Here is a 19,310-nt window from a genome sequence, read left to right on the forward strand (position 1 = left end):
ATTGAGTATAAAAGCCTGTCAAACCACCTCCCGCCCATCCCCTTGGCGCCGCCGATCTTCCCGCGGGCACCGTTCAAACCTCGCCCGATAACTGCGGGTGAAGTACGACGGTGACTCGAAACCGCAGGCGATGCTCACTTCCAGCACACTCATGTCGGTCTGGCGCAACAGTTGCCGGGCCTTTTCCAGGCGCAGGCGCAGGTAGAAGTTGCTGGGAGTGTCGTTCAGGTGCAGGCGGAACAGGCGTTCGAGCTGGCGGCGGGTGACGTTGATGGATTCGGCCAGGGCCAAGGTGCTCAGGGGCGGCTCGCTGTGGGTTTCCATCTCGCCGATGACGTGCACCAGCTTCTTGTTGCGAATGCCATAGCGGCTGGCAATTTCCATGCGCTGGTGGTCTTTGCGCGGACGGATGCGGCCGAGCACGAATTGTTCGCTGACCTCAATCGCCAGTTGCGGGCCATGGGCCTGGCCGATCAGGTCCAGCATCAGGTCGATGGACGCAGTGCCGCCGGCGCAGGTGATGCGCCGGCGGTCAATTTCGAACAGTTCCTGGGTCACACTCAGCTGTGGATAAGATTCCTTGAACGCCTCGATCGCTTCCCAGTGCAGGGTTACGCGATGGCCTTCCAGCAGCCCCGCCTCAGCCAGGACCACACTGCCGGTGTCGATGCCGCCCAGGGTGACGCCCTCGTTGTCCAGCCGATGCAGCCAGCGCTCCAACGCCGGGGTCACGAACTTGAGCGGTTCGAACCCCGCCACCACCCAGAGGGTCGCGCCTTTCTTCAATGGCTCCAACGCGGCATCGGCGTTGACCGACATGCCATTGCTTGCCAGCACCGCCCCGCCATCGGCGCTCAACACATGCCAACGGTACAACTCACCGCGAAAGCGGTTGGCGACCCGCAACGGTTCGATGGCCGAAATGAAACCGATGGCCGAAAAACCCGGCATCAACAAGAAGTAGAAATCCTGGGACATGTAGCGCACTCGGTTGGCGGGTAGCGTGCGCTCCTTGATACGCCACAGGTCGCTGCAGTGCAAGAGCGAGTCGCCGCTGTGCGTTTTGCCGGCGGACTGGCTGCGTAACTTGGCATCACCGGCGCGCAGATGCCGGAACCCATAACAAAGACTGCCGAGGAACCCGACATGAAACGACTGATCAGCTCCTGCGTTCTTGCACTCAGCACCACCACCTTCCTGAGTTCCGCTGCGATGGCAGCCGATCCCGCCGCGTGCCAGAACGTGCGCCTGGGTGTAGTCAACTGGACCGATGTCATCGCCACCAGCGCCATGACCCAAGTGTTGCTCGACGGCCTCGGCTACAAGACCAAACAGACCAGCGCCTCCCAGCAAATCATTTTCGCCGGCATCCGCGACCAGCGCCTGGACATGTTCCTGGGCTATTGGAACCCACTGATGACCCAGACCATCACCCCGTTCGTCGAGGCCAAACAGGTCAAGGTCCTGGAACAACCCAGCCTCAAGGACGCCCGCGCCACCCTGGCCGTGCCGACTTATCTGGCCGACAAAGGGCTGAAGACTTTCGCCGACATCGCCAAATTCGAAAAAGAGTTGGGCGGCAAGATCTACGGCATCGAACCCGGTTCCGGCGCCAACACCCAGATCAAGGCGATGATCGCCAAGAACCAGTTCGGCCTGGGCAAATTCCAACTGGTGGAATCCAGCGAAGCCGGCATGCTCGCCGCCGTGGACCGCGCCGTGCGGCGCAAGGAAGCCGTGGTGTTCTTCGGCTGGGCGCCGCACCCGATGAACGTCAACGTGCAAATGACCTACCTCACCGGCAGCGAAGACGCCCTCGGCCCGAACGAAGGCATGGCCACCGTATGGACCGTCACCGCGCCAGACTACGCGCAAAAATGCCCGAACGTCAGCCGTCTGCTGAGCAACCTGACGTTCACCGCCGAAGACGAGAGCCGGATGATGCAGCCATTGCTGGATCACAAGGACCCGCTCGAATCGGCCAAGCAATGGCTCAAGGATAATCCGCAAGACAAGCAACGCTGGCTCGAAGGCGTCACCACCTTCGATGGCAAGCCTGCCGCCGACAACCTGAAACTGACCAGCAACTGAACAAACGCCATCCATCTGCGCAGCGCCAATCGGCTGCGCAGTGACTCATCACGCCTGTAAGGAACCTGCACCATGAACCACGACGTCATCATCACCTGCGCACTCACCGGTGCTGGCGACACGACCGCCAAAAGCCCACACGTGCCGGTCACCCCGAAACAGATCGCCGCGGCTGCCGTCGAGGCCGCCAAGGCCGGCGCCACGGTGGTCCACTGCCACGTTCGCGATCCGCAGACCGGCAAGTTCAGCCGTGACGTGGCGTTGTACCGCGAAGTGATGGAGCGCATCCGAGAGGCGGACGTGGACATCATCGTCAACCTCACCGCCGGCATGGGCGGCGATCTGGAGATCGGCGGCGGCGAAAATCCCATGGAGTTCGGCCCCAATACCGACCTGGTGGGCCCGCTGACCCGCCTGGCCCACGTCGAGGAGTTGCTGCCGGAAATCTGCACTCTGGATTGCGGCACTCTGAACTTCGGCGACGGCGACACCATTTATGTTTCCACCCCGGCGCAACTGCGGGCCGGGGCCAAGCGCATCACCGAACTGGGGGTCAAGGCCGAGCTGGAGATCTTCGACACCGGCCACCTGTGGTTCGCCAAGCAGATGATCAAGGAAGGCCTGTTGGACAACCCGCTGTTCCAGCTTTGCCTGGGCATCCCGTGGGGAGCGCCGGCCGACACCACCACCATGAAAGCCATGGTCGACAACTTGCCGGCGGACGCGGTGTGGGCCGGCTTCGGCATCGGCCGCATGCAAATGCCGATGGCCGCCCAGGCCGTGCTGCTGGGGGGCAACGTGCGGGTCGGCCTGGAAGACAACCTGTGGCTGGACAAAGGCGTGCTCGCCACCAATGGCCAACTGGTGGAGCGCGCCAGCGAAATCCTCAGCCGCCTCGGCGCGCGCGTGCTCACCCCGGCCGAGGGGCGCAAGAAGATGGGGCTGACCACCCGCGGCTAAACCCAACCGACACCTTCCCCTGTGGGAGCGAGCCTGCTCGCGATAGCGGTGAAACAGGCGACTGATGTGCCGACTGACACAGCGCCATCGCGAGCAGGCTCGCTCCCACATTTAGATCAGCGAACCCTTTCAGGAAATCACCATGAGCTTTATCACCGACATCAAGACCTTCGCCGCCCTGGGCAGCGGTGTTATCGGCAGCGGCTGGGTCAGTCGCGCCCTCGCCCATGGCCTGGACGTCGTGGCCTGGGACCCGGCGCCGGGTGCCGAGGCAGCGCTGCGCAAACGCGTGGCCAACGCTTGGGGCGCACTGGAGAAACAAGGCCTGGCACCCGGTGCCTCCCAGGATCGGCTGCGCTTTGTCGCGACCATCGAAGAATGCGTGCGCGACGCCGATTTCATCCAGGAAAGCGCCCCCGAGCGCCTGGAGCTGAAGCTCGAGCTGCACGGCCAGATCAGCGCCGCCGCCAAGCCCAATGCGCTGATTGGTTCCAGCACATCGGGACTGCTGCCAAGCGAGTTCTATGAAGGTTCCACCCACCCGGAACGCTGCGTGGTCGGGCACCCGTTCAACCCGGTCTACCTGCTGCCGCTGGTGGAAGTCGTCGGCGGCAAAAACACCGCGCCCGAAGCGGTGCAAGCGGCGATGAAAGTCTACGAATCCCTCGGCATGCGCCCACTGCATGTACGCAAGGAAGTGCCCGGTTTCATTGCCGACCGGTTGCTCGAAGCGCTCTGGCGCGAAGCCCTGCACCTGGTCAACGACGGTGTGGCTACCACCGGCGAAATCGACGATGCCATCCGTTTTGGCGCCGGCTTGCGCTGGTCGTTCATGGGCACGTTCCTGACTTACACACTGGCCGGTGGCGATGCCGGAATGCGCCATTTCATGGCTCAATTCGGCCCTGCGTTGCAGTTGCCGTGGACCTACCTGCCGGCGCCGGAGCTGACCGACAAGCTGATCGACGATGTGGTGGACGGCACGAGCGAGCAACTGGGCAGCCGCAGCATCTCGGCCCTGGAGCGCTATCGTGATGATTGCCTGCTGGCAGTGCTGGAAGCGGTGAAGACCACCAAAGAAAAGCATGGGATGGCCTTCAGCGAGTAAACCTTGGCTTTTGGATCAGCAGGTCTGGCCCCATCGCGAGCAGGCTCGCTCCCACAGGATTTGAGGTGTGAATGCGATCTGTCTCACCCAGAAGTTCATTGTGGGAGCGAGCCTGCTCGCGATAACGCCAGCCCAGTCACCACAACTGTCGGAACCAGAAACATGCCCACCCTCACCACCTACCAAACCCGCATCCTCCCCGAATGGGTCGATTACAACGGCCATCTGCGCGATGCCTATTACCTGTTGATCTTCAGCTACGCGACCGACGCACTGATGGATCACCTGGGCATGGACAGCCAGAACCGCGAAGCCAGCGGCCACTCGCTGTTCACCCTCGAACTGCACTTGAACTACCTGCACGAAGTGAAGCTCGACGCCCAGGTCGAGGTGCGTACACAGATCATCGGCCACGACGCCAAACGCCTGCATCTCTACCACAGCCTGCACCTGGTCGGCGGCGATAAGGAACTGGCCGGCAACGAGCAGATGCTGCTGCACGTCGACCTGGCCGGCCCGCGCTCGGCGCCCTTCACGGAACAGACCCTGGGCAAGCTCAAAGCCCTGCTCACGGAGCAATCCGACCTGTCGCCGCCGGCCTATATCGGCCGGGTCATCGCATTGCCGCCGGCCCGATAAAACCCGAACAGGAGATCGCCATGAACACCGCCGCCGCTTTTGCCGACTTCCGTCGTTACCCCCTGATCTGTGCATTGACCGCAGTGACGCCCTTGACCGACCGGGTGCAGGTCACCTGGGCCGACGGTCGGATCAGCCCCTTCCATCATCAGTGGCTGCGGGACAACTGCCCCTGCCCGCAATGCGTCTACACCGTGACCCGCGAGCAGGTGCTGGAAATCGTCGATGTACCTGAAGACCTGGCCCCCGGCGCGACCCGCCTCGACAGTGAAGGCTGCCTGTGCGTGGATTGGCAGGACGGCCACCAAAGCCGTTTCGACCCAGGCTGGCTGCGTGCCCATGCCTACGATGATCAGTCCAGGGCTGAACGCCTGGCGAGCAAGCCCAAGCGCCAGCTCTGGCGGCACGATCTGCAACTGCCGGTGTTCGATTACCAGGCACTGATGGACGACACCGATACGTTGTTGCAATGGTTGCTGGCGGTGCGCGACATCGGCCTGACCCAGGTGCGCGGCGTACCCACCGAACCCGGCTCGCTGAAACTGATCGCCCAGCAGATTTCGTTCATCCGCCAGAGCAACTTCGGCGTGCTGTTCAACGTGCAATCCAAGGCCGATGCCGACAGTAACGCCTACACCGCTTTCAACCTGCCACTGCACAGCGACCTGCCCACCCGGGAGCTGCAACCAGGATTACAGTTTCTGCATTGCCTGGTGAATGACGCCGACGGCGGCGAGAGCCTATTTGTCGACGGTTTCGCCATCGCCGAGGCGCTGCGCCAGGAAGACCCCGAGGCCTTTGCCGCGCTGTGTGAAATCCCGGTGGAGTTTCGCAACAAGGACCGCCACAGTGATTACCGCTGCCTGGCGCCCATTATCGCGCTGGATGCCCTGGGACAGGTCTCGGAGATCCGCATGGCGAACTTTCTGCGCGGGCCGTTCGACACCTCGGTCGAGCAGATGCCCAGGCTCTACCGTGCCTACCGCCGCTTCATAGCGCTGACTCGCGAGCCGCAGTTCCGCCTGATGCAAAGGCTTGAACCCGGCCAACTGTGGTGTTTCGACAACCGCCGTACCCTGCACGCCCGCAATGCCTTCGACCCGGCCACCGGAGCTCGACATTTCCAAGGGTGCTATGTGGATCGCGATGAGTTGCTGTCGAAGATTCTGGTGTTGCAACGGTAGACCGCGTCATCGTTCATCGCGAGCAGGCTCGCTCCCACAGACCTTGTGCACGACACAGAGTCCCTGTGGGAGCGAGCCTGCTCGCGATAGCGGTCTGTCCGACACCCCATCACCCTCTGATTCACCCAGGCAAAAAAATCCCCGATCAAGCCGTGACTGGATCGGGGCAGTTGCGTTACTGGAGGAGCTGTTGCGCGAGGGTGACCAAACCGTCGTGATTCAGCTTGGGGCCAGTGTGCCCAGTCCAGGCCTGGGCAAGTTAGCCGAAAACGACGCCCCCATAGTCATTCATGACATCGCGACCATTTGCCCTTGCCGCCGCTTCGGCCGGCTACCAGAATCGAGTCACGACCCCAATCCCTGAACAAGGAAAAGCGTCATGATGTACGCCGATTTGATCGACCAGGAAGACCTGCTGGGCCAGCTCAAGGCCCTGGGGCTGCAAATACCCAGCGGCTCCACCGCCGAACAGGCCTGCGAGTGTGCGGTGCGCGGGCTGGACACGGCCCGCGCCAATGAACTGCGCAAGATGGTCAAGGACATGTACATCAGCGGCGCCACCATCCTGCCCGCCGTGCGTCGGGCGATTGATCTGCAGCTGCTGCCGGCTTTGGCGGAGTATCAGAAAAACCAGAACGTCTGAAAAACCTATCGCGAGCAGGCTCGCTCCCACAGTGATTCGGTGTCGATCACAGAACCTGTGGGAGCGAGCCTGCTCGCGATTGACGGCGCCTCGGTCTTAGAGCCTCACACTGGCAAACGTCGACTCATTACGTGCCTGGCTCAACGCTGACAACGGGCCAGACAATGGCGACAGCACCAGCGCCTGTGGCAGCGGCATCATCGCTACCTGCTGCGCGGTGTTGGAGCCGACGCGCTCGTCGCGCGGTGGAATGCCGAAGTATTCGCGGTAGCACTTGGAGAAGTGCGGCGTGGAGACGAAACCGCACACCGACGCCACTTCGATGATCGACATCGGCGTCTGCTTGAGCAGTTGCCGCGCCCGGATCAGCCGCAGCTTGAGGTAATAGCGCGACGGCGAGCAATGCAGGTATTTCTGGAACAAGCGCTCCAACTGGCGCCGGGAGACGGCGACGTACACCGCCAGTTCGTCCAGGTCGATCGGCTCTTCGAGATTGGCTTCCATCAGCGCGACGATTTCCTGCAACTTCGGCTGATTGGTGCCCAGCATGTGCTTGAGTGGCACGCGCTGGTGATCCTGCTCGTTGCGAATGCGCTCATAGACAAACATTTCGGAGATCGCTGCCGACAACTCGCGGCCGTGATCGCGGCTGATCAGGTGCAGCATCATGTCCAGTGGCGCGGTGCCGCCGGAACTGGTGAAGCGGTTGCGGTCGAGGGTGAACAGACGGGTGCTCATCGATACCCGCGGAAAGGCTTCCTGCATTGCCGCCAGACATTCCCAGTGCACACTGCAATCGAAGCCATCCAGCAGACCCGCGCAGGCCAAGGCCCAACTGCCGGTGCAGACCGCGCCGAGGCGCCGGGACTGACGGGCCTGGCTCTGCAGCCATGACACGTGTTCACGGGTGACGGTGCGCTGAATGCCCACGCCGCCACACACAATGACGGTGTCGATGGGCGGCGCTTTGTGCATGGCCGCGTCCGGCGTGATTTGCAAGCCATCACTGGCCCAGACCTGGCCGCCATCAACAGTGAGGGTGGTCCAGCGATACAGCTCACGACCGGACAGCTGGTTGGCCATGCGCAGCGGCTCCACCGCGGACGCCAGGGAAATGAGCGTGAAATTGTCCAGCAGCAAAAAGCCGATGGATTGAGGCGCACGGTTCTGGGGTTGGGCCCCTGAGTTGGACGTCGTCATCGCGGTATCTCCTCACACAAAGCAAGTGATGGCCTCAGGCGGAGGCTCTTTTTATTGGTTGTTGCCCTCGGTCTCTACGCAAGAGACGGGCTTTGCATCGATAGAGCAATTGCCATGCCTAAATTGAATGCGTGTTCAATAAATCCTGAAAACGACATTGCGGCCAGTCTAAATAAGGCACGCAATGAGTGTGGGTTATAGGTGCCATCAGGGGCGGCAGGCACCCGCCACCGTTGGCCGTGAGCAGAACGGTAGCACTTGTGGGAACTGGGCTGCGCCACCTGCGCAACCGGTATCACCACAGGTGCGAATGACGAACGGTCGAGGGACGAACAGCGGTGGGTCCGACAAACGGTGTCATGTCTGTTTGCGACGCGCTAAAAGGTGGCGCGTTTGTGGATCGGTGGGCATTTTGTGAGCGATATGCGATCGCCTCGGGCGAGGCGATCAGCACTCCACCGCACTGACCGCCAGTCCACCGCGCGATGTCTCTTTATATTTGTCATGCATGTCGGCGCCGGTATCGCGCATGGTGCGGATCACCCGGTCCAGAGAGATGAAGTGCTGGCCGTCTCCGCGCAGCGCCATCTGCGCGGCGTTGATGGCTTTCACCGCGGCTATCGCGTTGCGCTCGATACACGGCACCTGTACCAGGCCGCCCACCGGATCGCAGGTCAGGCCAAGGTTGTGCTCCAGGCCGATTTCCGCCGCGTTGCACAGTTGCTCAGGCGTCGCACCGAGGATCTCCGCCAGGCCGGCCGCCGCCATGGCGCAGGCCGAGCCCACCTCTCCTTGGCAACCGACTTCGGCACCGGAGATAGAGGCGTTCTTTTTACACAGGATGCCCACCGCCGCCGCGCCGAGGAAGTAATCCACGACGTTGGCATCGGTGACCGCTTCGCTGAATTTCATGAAGTAATGCAGCACCGCCGGAATGATCCCCGCCGCACCATTGGTCGGGGCCGTGACCATGCGCCCACCGGCGGCGTTTTCTTCATTGACCGCCAGGGCGAACAGGTTGACCCATTCCATGGCGCTGAGAGTCGAGCCGATGACATTGGGCTTGTTCAGCTCTTGCAGGCTGCGGTGCAGCTTGGCCGCTCGCCGGCGCACATTCAAACCGCCGGGCAAGATGCCCTCATGCTTGAGACCCTGCTCGACGCAATCCTGCATCGCCCGCCAGAGTTTCATCAGGCCGCTGCGGATCTCCTCCTCCGAGCGCCAGACCTTTTCGTTGGCCATCATGAGCTCGGCCACCCGAAGGTTGTGGGTGCTACACAACTGGAGCAGTTCTTCGGCACTGGAAAAATCGTAAGGCAGTTCAGTGACGTCCAGATCCACCACGCCGCTGGACGCCTGGGCCTGATCGACGACGAAGCCACCGCCGACTGAATAATAGGTGTCGCGGTGCAACTCGCCGTGGTCACCCTCGGCCACCAGCGTCATCGCGTTGGGGTGGAACGGCAGGTTTTCGTCGAGCAGGCGCATATCCCGGGACCAGACGAAAGGCACCGGCAGGCGACCGTCCAGCAGCAGGGTCTGGGTTTGGCGCAACAACTCGATGCGCGGGCCAATCTGCGACGGATCGATCGCGTCTGGCCACTCGCCCATCAAACCCATGATGACCGCGTTGTCACTGCCATGGCCGATGCCTGTTGCTGACAACGAGCCGAACAGCTGCACCTCGACCCGACGCACATCGCGCAGCAACGACTTCGCGCGCATCGCTTCAACGAACAGCGCTGCAGCGCGCATGGGCCCCACGGTGTGGGAACTGGACGGGCCGATACCAATTTTGAACAGGTCGAACACGCTGATTGCCATTGCCGAGAACCTCCAGAACAGGCACATCCGGGCGCAGGAGCGCCCGGTGGCGGAGCTGCTACGCTCAACGCCGGGATGCCCGCATCATCCGGCTTTTGCCAGGGCGTTCGACGTCTGACACCGACGCAATCATGCCCACCGACGTCGCCCGCCCTTTGCCCCGGTTTTACGACGTTTTTTGCGTATCAGAGGCCAGCCAAGGGTGAAAAAAATCTGTAAACGACGTCACTGACACTGGATGCGACCCTCCCTGTACTGGATACGACGCACCCTGTAGGCGACAGATTTGCACTGGTACATGATCGGTTACGGCTCGTTTGCAAGGCCGCGTGTCGAAGAGTGCCCACGCGCCACCAACCGCAACCCCAATAAGCGCGGTGGTCCTGACCGGACACCGCCGATAAAACACCAGGAGTCCACCCATGAAAGGTTCCACGCCGTTGTTGTTGGCCGCCATGCTGAGTCTTCCGATGCTGGCCAACGCTGCTGAACCCGCGCAGTGCAGCACCGTCAACTTCTCCGATGTCGGCTGGACCGACATCACCGTGACCACCGCCACCACCAGCGTGGTACTTGAGGCCCTGGGCTACAAAACCAAGACCACCATGATTTCCGTACCGGTGACCTACAAGTCCCTGGCCGACGGCAAGAACATGGATGTGTTCCTCGGCAACTGGATGCCGACGATGGAAAACGACATCAAGGCCTACCGCGAAGCCGGCACCGTGGATACGGTGCGGGCCAACCTGGAGAACGCCAAGTACACCCTGGCGGTGCCCGAAGAGCTCTATAACAAAGGGCTGAAGGATTTCGCCGACATCGCCAAGTTCAAGAAGGAACTGGACGGCAAGATCTACGGCATCGAACCGGGTAACGACGGCAACCGCCTGATCCAGAGCATGATCGACAAGAATGCCTTCGGCCTGAAGGACGCCGGCTTCAAGATCGTCGAGTCCAGCGAAGCCGGCATGTTGTCACAGGTCGATCGCGCCGAGCGCCGCAGCACCGCCGTGGTGTTCCTGGGCTGGGAACCCCATCCGATGAACACCCGCTTCAAAATGAAGTACCTCACCGGTGGTGACGAGTACTTCGGTCCGAATTTCGGCCAGGCAACCATCTACACCAATACCCGCAAAGGCTACGTCCAGGAATGCAGCAACGTAGGTCAGTTGTTGAAAAACCTGACCTTCACCCTGGACATGGAAAGCACGCTGATGGGCAACGTGCTTGACGACAAGATGAAGCCTGACGCAGCCGCCAAGGCCTGGCTGAAGAAAAACCCACAGGTACTCGATACCTGGCTCGCTGGCGTGACCACCATTGACGGTAAACCCGGCCTGGAAGCCGTGAAAGCCAAGCTTGCGCAGTAATGCTTTTATGCCGGGCGGGTTCGCTCGTCCGGGCTGTTTATTCCTTGCATGCGGATGTTCACTACCATGCTGATTGATCAGAAAATACCCTTGGGCCAGTACATTGCGGGCTTTGTCGACTGGTTGACGCAACACGGCGCCAACACATTCGATGCCATCGCCTTGTCACTGGAAACGATGATTCACGGCGTGACGTTTGCGCTGACCTGGTTCAACCCGCTTGTCTTGATCGGCCTCATCGCTCTACTGGCGCATTTTATCCAGCGCAAGTGGGGCCTGACGGTCTTCGTTATCGCAGCCTTTCTGCTTATCCTGAACCTGGGTTACTGGCAGGAAACCATGGAAACCCTGGCCCAGGTGCTGTTCGCGACCCTGGTCTGTGTCTTGATCGGCGTGCCGCTGGGCATTGTTGCCGCGCACAAGCCGCTGTTCTACACCATGATGCGTCCGGTGCTCGATCTGATGCAGACCGTACCGACCTTCGTTTACCTCATTCCTACCCTGACCCTTTTCGGGCTGGGTGTGGTCCCCGGTCTGATCTCGACGGTGGTGTTCGCGATTGCCGCGCCCATCCGCTTGACCTACCTGGGTATCCGCGACGTTCCGGACGAACTGATGGACGCCGGCAAAGCCTTCGGCTGCTCCCGTCGCCAACTGCTGTCCCGTATCGAACTGCCCCATGCGATGCCCAGCATCGCGGCCGGTATCACCCAATGCATCATGCTGTCGTTGTCGATGGTGGTCATCGCCGCGCTGGTGGGTGCCGACGGCCTGGGCAAACCCGTGGTCAACGCACTGAACACCGCTGATATCGCCCTGGGCTTCGAAGCAGGCCTGGCGATCGTATTGCTGGCAATCATGCTCGACCGAATCTGCAAGCAACCCGACGCCAAAGTAGGGGGTGACGCATGAGCATAATCCGCTTCGAAGAGGTCGACGTGATCTTCTCCAAAGATCCACGTGAAGCCCTCAAGCTGCTCGACCAAGGCATGACACGCAACGAAATCCTGAAGAAAACCGGGCAAATCGTCGGTGTGGAAAAAGCCAGCCTGGACATTGAAAAAGGCGAAATCTGCGTACTGATGGGGCTTTCCGGCTCCGGTAAATCCAGCCTGCTGCGTTGCATCAACGGCTTGAACACCGTCAGTCGCGGGAAGTTGTTCGTCGAGCATGAAGGCCGGCAGATCGACATCGCCTCCTGCAGCCCGGCCGAACTGAAGATGATGCGCACCAAGCGCATTGCCATGGTGTTCCAGAAGTTCGCCCTGATGCCCTGGCTGACGGTGCGCGAAAACATCAGCTTCGGCCTGGAAATGCAGGGCCGGCCGGAAAAGGAACGCAAGAAGCTGGTGGATGAAAAACTTGAGCTGGTGGGCCTGACCCAGTGGCGCAACAAGAAACCGGACGAGTTGTCCGGCGGCATGCAGCAACGGGTCGGTCTGGCCCGCGCCCTGGCGATGGACGCCGATATCCTGCTGATGGACGAACCTTTCTCGGCCCTCGACCCACTGATCCGCCAGGGCTTGCAGGACGAATTGCTGGAATTGCAACGCAAACTGAGCAAGACCATCGTGTTCGTCAGCCATGACCTGGACGAAGCCTTGAAGCTGGGCAGCCGGATCGCGATCATGAAAGACGGCCGGATCATCCAGTACAGCAAGCCGGAAGAAATCGTGCTGAACCCGGCCGACGATTACGTGCGCACCTTCGTCGCCCACACCAACCCGCTCAACGTGCTCTGTGGCCGCAGCCTGATGCGCACCCTGGACAACTGCAAGCGCATCAACGGTTCGGTGTGCCTGGATCCGGGCGGCGACTCCTGGCTCGATCTGGCCGAAGGCAACACCATCAAGGGCGCTCGCCAGAACGGAGCGGTGCTGGACCTGCAAAACTGGGCCCCGGGCCAAGCCGTCGAAGGCCTGGGCCGTCGTCCGACCCTGGTGGACTCCAACATCGGCATGCGCGACGCGCTGCAGATTCGCTACCAGACCGGCAACAAGCTGGTACTTCACGATAACCAGCAGGTCGTCGGGATTCTTGGCGACAGTGAGCTGTACCACGCACTGCTCGGCAAAAACCTGGGCTAAGCGAAACCGAAAAAACGCCGCGAGACGATCGCGGCGTTTTTGTTTGGGTGATTCTGAACTGCTGACCAGACTGACTTGGAATGCAAATACTGTGGCGAGGGGATTTATCCCCGTTGGGCTGCGAAGCAGCCCCAGAGCTAGGCGTCTCGGTGTATCAGACGGAATGAGTTCGCGGCTTTTAGGGCTGCTGCGCAGCCCAACGGGGATAAATCCCCTCGCCACAACAGCATTCCAGCTATCAAGCGCATTTGGCCTACATGCCAACCGACGAGTGTTATAAAGACATCCCCAAAAGTCCTCGCCCCGGCAAATAGCGACGACTTGTCATAGAACTTATTTTTGTTGATTGAACGTTCAATCAAAACAAAATAGACTGGCCTTCATTCCGATAGACAACACTCATCCATCGGATGGCCTAAGGAGATGTACCAGATGCCCAAGGTCGGTATGCAACCCATCCGCCGCCAGCAATTGATCGAAGCCACTATGCAAGCGGTCGATCAGGTCGGGATGGGGGACGCCAGCATTGCGCTGATCGCCCGTTTGGCCGGTGTCTCCAACGGCATCATCAGCCACTACTTCAAGGACAAGAATGGCCTGATCGCGGCCACGGCCCAGTACCTGATGAGTGTCCTGAGCGAGAACGTCACTGCACGCCGTCAGGCGCTGGAGGACCCAAGCCCAAGGGCTCACCTGCAGGTGATCATCGAAGGCAACTTCGACGCCAGCCAGGTCAATGGCCCGGCAATGAAAACCTGGTTGGCCTTTTGGGCCACCAGCATGCACCACCCGTCTTTGCACAGGTTGCAGCGGATCAACGATCACCGTCTGTATTCCAACCTGTGTTGCCAGTTCCGCCGCGTGTTGCCCCTCGATGAGGCACGTAGCGCGGCACGGGGCCTGGCCGCGTTGATTGACGGTTTGTGGCTGCGCGGGGCGCTGTCGGGAGACGCGTTCGATACCGCCCAGGCGCACCGGATCGCTTACGAATACATGGATTTCCAATTGGCCAAGGCAGGGGTAACAGAGCACACAGAACCGCTCGGCTCCTGAACCGCCACCGAACCGCGTAGTCAGCTGTAGACGACACGCCCCGGTGGTCAGCCAACCACTCATGCACTTGCGAGGACTTTATGGCCCGTTTCGAACTGCAAAAACTCTACATCGATGGCGCGTACAGCGATGCCAGCGGCGACGCCACTTTCGAAGCCATCAACCCGGCCAACGGTGAAGTACTCGCCCAGGTGCAGCGGGCCACCAAAGAAGACGTCGAGCGCGCCGTGGTCAGCGCCGAAAAAGGCCAGAAAGTCTGGGCCGCCATGACCGCCATGCAGCGTTCACGCATCCTGCGCCGCGCCGTAGAGATCCTGCGCGAGCGCAACGATGAGTTGGCCGCCCTGGAAACCCTCGACACTGGCAAAGCCTATTCCGAAACCCGCTACGTCGACATCGTCACCGGCGCCGACGTGCTGGAATACTACGCCGGCCTGGTGCCCGCCATCGAAGGCGAGCAGGTGCCGCTGCGCACCACTTCGTTTGTCTACACCCGTCGCGAACCCCTGGGCGTGGTGGCCGGCATCGGCGCGTGGAACTACCCGATCCAGATCGCGTTGTGGAAATCGGCACCGGCCCTGGCCGCTGGCAACGCGATGATCTTCAAGCCGAGCGAAGTCACCTCGCTGACCACCCTGAAACTGGCCGAGATCTACACCGAAGCCGGCGTTCCAGCGGGGGTGTTCAACGTGCTGACGGGCAGCGGCCGTGAAGTCGGCACCTGGCTGACCGAGCACCCGCGCATCGAGAAAATCTCGTTCACCGGCGGCACCGACACCGGCAAGAAAGTCATGGCCAGCGCCTCGAGCTCGTCGCTCAAGGACGTGACCATGGAACTGGGCGGCAAGTCACCGCTGATCATCTTCGACGACGCCGACCTGGATCGTGCTGCCGACACCGCGATGATGGCCAACTTCTACAGCTCCGGCCAGGTCTGCACCAACGGCACCCGGGTGTTCGTGCCGAGCCATCTCAAGGCAGCTTTCGAAGCCAAGATCGCCGAGCGCGTAGCGCGCATTCGCATCGGCAACCCAGAAGATGAAAACACCAACTTCGGGCCGCTGGTCAGCTTCGCCCACATGGAAAGCGTGTTGGGCTACATCGAGAAAGGCAAGGCCGAGGGCGCGCGCCTGCTGTGCGGCGGCGGTCGTTTGACTGAAGGCGAATTGGCCAAGGGCGCGTTCGTCGCCCCGACCGTATTCACCGATTGCACCGACGAGATGACCATCGTGCGCGAAGAAATCTTTGGTCCGGTGATGAGCATCCTCACCTATGAAACCGAAGAAGAAGTGATCCGCCGCGCCAACGACACCGACTTCGGCCTGGCCGCCGGCGTCGTGACCCGCGACCTGAACCGCGCGCACCGCGTGATTCATCAGCTCGAAGCCGGCATCTGCTGGATCAACGCCTGGGGCGAATCGGCCGCCGAAATGCCGGTCGGCGGTTACAAGCAATCGGGCGTGGGCCGGGAGAACGGCATCAGTTCGCTGAACAACTTCACCCGTATCAAATCGGTACAGGTCGAACTGGGCGATTACGCGTCGGTGTTCTGATCTGACATGAGGCCTTGAGTGAACGCCGTTGTGGCGAGGGGATTTATCCCCGTGGGGCTGCGTAGCAGCCCCCTCCCCAAGGCCCCCCATTCTTCAGACAAACCCAGTCGCTGATTTACGACTGCTGCGCAGCCGAACGGGGATAAATCCCCTCGCCACAGGTTGCGCGGCGTCAAGGCAATCGCGACCTGACCCCAATTCAAAAAGAGGGTGCATTTCATGTCCCAAGAATTCGATTACATCATCATCGGTGCCGGTTCGGCCGGTAACACCCTGGCCACCCGCCTGACCGAAGACGAAGGCGTCACCGTCCTGCTGCTCGAAGCCGGTGGGCCGGACTATCGCCTGGATTTCCGCACGCAAATGCCCGCCGCCCTGGCGTTCCCGCTGCAGGGTCGTCGCTACAACTGGGCCTACGAGACCGACCCGGAGCCGCACATGAATGGCCGTCGCATGGAATGCGGTCGCGGCAAGGGCCTGGGTGGGTCTTCGCTGATCAACGGTATGTGCTACATCCGCGGCAACGCCCTGGACTACGACAATTGGGCCAAGCTGCCGGGCCTGGAAGACTGGGCCTACCTGGACTGCCTGCCGTATTTTCGCAAAGCCGAAACCCGCGACATCGGCCCGAACGACTACCACGGTGGTGACGGCCCGGTCAGCGTGACCACACCCAAGGCCGGCAACAACCCGCTGTTCCATGCCATGGTCGAAGCCGGCGTTCAGGCCGGTTACCCGCGCACCGAAGACCTCAACGGTTATCAGCAGGAAGGTTTCGGCCCGATGGACCGTACCGTCACGCCCAATGGTCGTCGCGCCAGCACCGCGCGCGGTTACCTGGACGTGGCCAAGAAGCGCTCGACACTGACCATCGTCACCCATGCCCTGACCGACAAGATCGTGTTCGAAGGCAAACGTGCGGTCGGCGTGCGTTATCTGGTGGGCGCTGCTGAAGAGCGCGTCGAAGCCCGCGCCCGCAAGGAAGTATTGCTCTGCTCCGGCGCCATCGCCTCGCCGCAGATTTTGCAACGCTCCGGCGTCGGCCCGGCCAAACTGCTGGAAAGCCTCGACATCCCGGTGGTCCATGACCTGCCAGGCGTGGGTGAAAACCTCCAGGACCACCTGGAGCTGTACCTGCAATACGCCTGCACCCAGCCGGTTTCGCTGTACCCGTCGCTGCTCTGGTACAACCAGCCGGCCATCGGTGCCGAATGGCTGTTCAACGGCACCGGCATCGGCGCCAGCAACCAGTTCGAAGCCGGCGGTTTCATCCGCACCCGCCCGGACTTCGATTGGCCGAACATCCAGTATCACTTCCTGCCGGTGGCGATTAACTACAACGGCAGCAACGGCGTGAAGGAACACGGTTTCCAGGCACACATGGGCTCCATGCGTTCGCCAAGCCGTGGCCGGATCCAGGCCAAGTCCAAGGATCCGCGCCAGCACCCGAGCATCCTGTTCAACTACATGGCCACCGAGCAGGACTGGCAGGAGTTTCGCGACGGCATCCGCCTGACCCGCGAGATCATGCAGCAGCCGGCGCTCGACCCGTTCCGCGGTCGCGAAATCAGTCCGGGCATCGAGGTGCAGACTGACGAGCAGTTGGACCAGTTCATCCGCGAGCACGCCGAAACCGCTTTCCATCCGTCCTGCTCGTGCAAGATGGGCACCGACGACATGGCGGTGGTGGACGGCGAAGGCCGCGTCCATGGCATGCAAGGGCTGCGCGTGGTCGATGCCTCAATCATGCCGATCATCACCACCGGCAACCTGAATGCGCCAACGATCATGATCGCCGAGAAAATCGCCGACAAGATCCGTGGCCGCCAGCCACTGCCACGTAGCACCGCGCCGTACTACGTGGCCGGCGACGCGCCGGTGCGCGGCAAGCCAATGCGTGAAGTCGGGCCTCTGGCACAGTAAAGCATTACACCGCTATCGCGAGCAGGCTCGCTCCCACAGTGGATCTGCGGCGGACACAGATCTTGTGCCCGACAACCGTCAACTGTGGGAGCGAGCCTGCTCGCGATGGCGTCCGGCCTGACACTCCATATTCCCATCTGCCTTGATCCCTCCCCCGCCCAGGCCTAATCTAGAGCCGTCGCGTCAATGCGCCGCACCTCGCTGCACCGCCACTCCAGACAAGGAGGTTCCATGTTCGATGTCCACCCCCAGCTCAAGCAGCGGTTTGCTGCCTTGCGCACGGGCGCTGAGTTCTTTTCCCTGCGCTACGTGCGCGAGTCCGGCCAGCATCTGTCGGTGCGCAAGAACATTGCCGAACCGCCCAGCCTGGGCCGTGACGAAGGGGCGATGCTGACCGTGCGGGTCGACGGTGTCGAGGCCTATGCGGCCACCAACGACCTGTCCCAGGCCGGCCTGCAAGCGGCGCTGGAGCGGGCCGAGCAACAAGCCCGCCGGCTCAAGCCACACGCCCTGCTCGACTTGCGCGAGCAGGCGGTCTCCAGCGACCGCGCCGACTACTTCTCGCCTCACTTCGACCAGGCGTTCCCGTCCCTCAACGACTGCTATCAGTTACTGGGCGACGAATCCGCCGCGGTGCCCAAGGATGAGCGCCTGGTGAACTGGCAGGTCAGCATCGGCCTGACCCAGGTCGAGCAGATCTACCTCAATAACGCCGGCGCCGAACTGCGCCAGGCCCAACGCTTTGTTTATCCGGCCCTGGACGTCACCGCCTTCGACGGTAACGACAGCCAGACCCGCACCCTGGGCCGTGAGAACTTCGGCCAGCAAGGCGGCTTCGATGTCATCCGCCGCTGCGGCCTGATCGGTGCCGCACCAAAGATCGCCGACCAGGCCCTGCAATTGCTCCTGGCGCCGAACACCCCGCAAGGCCCCCGTGACCTGCTGTTGATGCCTGACCAGATGATGCTGCAGATCCATGAGTCCATCGGTCACCCGTTGGAACTGGACCGCATCCTGGGAGACGAGCGCAATTACGCCGGCACCAGTTTCGTCACGACCGGCGACTTCGGGCATCTGCAATACGGCTCCCAGCTATTGAACGTGACCTTCGACCCGAACGTTCCCGAAGAGCTGGCCAGCTACAGCCATGATGACGACGGCACCGCCGCCAGCAAAGAATTTCTGATTCGTGAAGGGCTGTTGCTGCGCCCCCTGGGTGGTGCGCTGTCGCAATTTCGCGCAGGCCTGAGCGGGGTCGCCAACAGCCGCGCCTGTGGCTGGAATCGCCCGCCCATCGACCGCATGGCGAACCTGAACATCGAGCCCGGCGACCAATCGTTGGAGCAACTGATCCAGGGCATCGAACACGGCGTGCTGATGCGCACCAACCGCTCCTGGTCCATCGACGATGCCCGCAACAAATTCCAGTTCGGTTGCGAGTGGGGCCAATTGATCGAAAACGGCGAGCTCAAGGGCGTGGTGAAAAACCCCAACTACCGAGGCATTTCCGCGCAATTCTGGAAAAGCCTGCGGGCGGTGGGCGATGCCAGTACCGCCCAGGTCCTGGGCACGCCAAATTGTGGCAAGGGCGAACCGAACCAGGTCATCCGCGTCGGCCATGCCTCGCCGGCGTGCGTGTTCAGCAATGTCGCAGTGTTTGGGGGAGATGCCTGAT

General features: G+C 61.7%; 16 protein-coding genes. 13 read left to right on the forward strand and 3 right to left on the reverse strand.

What is annotated here, in order from left to right:
• Positions 1-18: 18 nt before the first annotated feature.
• The gene (locus tag CRX69_RS24830; RefSeq protein WP_047230376.1) at positions 19-978 is read right to left on the reverse strand and encodes a GlxA family transcriptional regulator; all 960 of its coding nucleotides are present in this window, start codon (positions 976-978) and stop codon (positions 19-21) included.
• 168 nt (positions 979-1,146) lie between these two features.
• Here CRX69_RS24830 and choX point away from each other — a divergent pair, with 168 nt between their 5' ends.
• The 6 genes from choX (at position 1,147) to CRX69_RS24865 (ending at position 6,625) form a co-directional block, all read left to right on the forward strand.
• Positions 1,147-2,091, forward strand: a complete 945-nt coding sequence (choX, locus tag CRX69_RS24835) for a choline ABC transporter substrate-binding protein (RefSeq protein WP_047230375.1) — start codon at positions 1,147-1,149, stop codon at positions 2,089-2,091.
• A 72-nt stretch (positions 2,092-2,163) separates the two neighbouring features.
• The gene (gene cdhC, locus CRX69_RS24840; protein WP_076383396.1) at positions 2,164-3,051 is read left to right on the forward strand and encodes a 3-dehydrocarnitine:acetyl-CoA trimethylamine transferase CdhC; all 888 of its coding nucleotides are present in this window, start codon (positions 2,164-2,166) and stop codon (positions 3,049-3,051) included.
• Between the two features lie 142 nt (positions 3,052-3,193).
• A complete protein-coding gene (locus CRX69_RS24850) occupies positions 3,194-4,159 on the forward strand; it encodes an L-carnitine dehydrogenase (RefSeq protein WP_047230373.1) in 966 nt (321 codons plus the stop codon).
• A gap of 162 nt (positions 4,160-4,321) precedes the next feature.
• On the forward strand, positions 4,322-4,798 hold the full coding sequence (locus CRX69_RS24855; protein ID WP_047230372.1) for a thioesterase family protein: 477 nt from the start codon (positions 4,322-4,324) through the stop codon (positions 4,796-4,798).
• A gap of 20 nt (positions 4,799-4,818) precedes the next feature.
• Positions 4,819-5,982 (forward strand): gamma-butyrobetaine dioxygenase, encoded by a 1,164-nt coding sequence (locus tag CRX69_RS24860; RefSeq protein ID WP_107323026.1) that lies wholly within the window; start codon positions 4,819-4,821, stop codon positions 5,980-5,982.
• 379 nt (positions 5,983-6,361) lie between these two features.
• Positions 6,362-6,625 carry a hypothetical protein gene (locus CRX69_RS24865; protein ID WP_047230370.1) on the forward strand — a complete coding sequence of 88 codons (264 nt, stop codon included), beginning with the start codon at positions 6,362-6,364 and terminating at the stop codon, positions 6,623-6,625.
• A 96-nt stretch (positions 6,626-6,721) separates the two neighbouring features.
• Here CRX69_RS24865 and gbdR read toward each other — a convergent pair whose 3' ends face one another.
• Entirely contained in the window at positions 6,722-7,825 is a 1,104-nt protein-coding gene (gbdR, locus tag CRX69_RS24870) for a choline metabolism transcriptional regulator GbdR (RefSeq protein ID WP_047230369.1), read from the reverse strand.
• Between the two features lie 447 nt (positions 7,826-8,272).
• Entirely contained in the window at positions 8,273-9,649 is a 1,377-nt protein-coding gene (locus tag CRX69_RS24875; protein WP_047230368.1) for an L-serine ammonia-lyase, read from the reverse strand.
• A gap of 422 nt (positions 9,650-10,071) precedes the next feature.
• On the opposite strand from CRX69_RS24875, the gene CRX69_RS24880 reads away from it, so the two are divergent.
• The 7 genes from CRX69_RS24880 (at position 10,072) to CRX69_RS24915 (ending at position 19,309) form a co-directional block, all read left to right on the forward strand.
• Entirely contained in the window at positions 10,072-11,019 is a 948-nt protein-coding gene (locus CRX69_RS24880; protein WP_047230367.1) for a choline ABC transporter substrate-binding protein, read from the forward strand.
• A 66-nt stretch (positions 11,020-11,085) separates the two neighbouring features.
• Entirely contained in the window at positions 11,086-11,931 is an 846-nt protein-coding gene (gene choW, locus CRX69_RS24885) for a choline ABC transporter permease subunit (protein WP_047230366.1), read from the forward strand.
• On the forward strand, positions 11,928-13,106 hold the full coding sequence (gene choV / locus CRX69_RS24890) for a choline ABC transporter ATP-binding protein (protein WP_047230365.1): 1,179 nt from the start codon (positions 11,928-11,930) through the stop codon (positions 13,104-13,106). Before choW ends, choV begins: the two co-directional genes overlap by 4 nt.
• 432 nt (positions 13,107-13,538) lie before the next feature.
• Complete coding sequence (betI, locus tag CRX69_RS24900) at positions 13,539-14,159, forward strand: transcriptional regulator BetI (protein ID WP_047230364.1); 621 nt, start codon at positions 13,539-13,541, stop codon at positions 14,157-14,159.
• Between the two features lie 80 nt (positions 14,160-14,239).
• A complete protein-coding gene (betB, locus tag CRX69_RS24905; protein ID WP_047230363.1) occupies positions 14,240-15,712 on the forward strand; it encodes a betaine-aldehyde dehydrogenase in 1,473 nt (490 codons plus the stop codon).
• Positions 15,713-15,931: 219 nt separating this feature from the next.
• Positions 15,932-17,635, forward strand: coding sequence for a choline dehydrogenase (gene betA, locus CRX69_RS24910; protein WP_076383391.1), 1,704 nt, complete (start codon positions 15,932-15,934; stop codon positions 17,633-17,635).
• Positions 17,636-17,866: 231 nt separating this feature from the next.
• On the forward strand, positions 17,867-19,309 hold the full coding sequence (locus CRX69_RS24915; protein WP_107323027.1) for a TldD/PmbA family protein: 1,443 nt from the start codon (positions 17,867-17,869) through the stop codon (positions 19,307-19,309).
• The last annotated feature ends 1 nt before the right edge of the window (position 19,310 follow it).

Source organism: Pseudomonas rhizophila (assembly GCF_003033885.1).
Taxonomy (GTDB): Bacteria; Pseudomonadota; Gammaproteobacteria; order Pseudomonadales; family Pseudomonadaceae; genus Aquipseudomonas; species Aquipseudomonas rhizophila.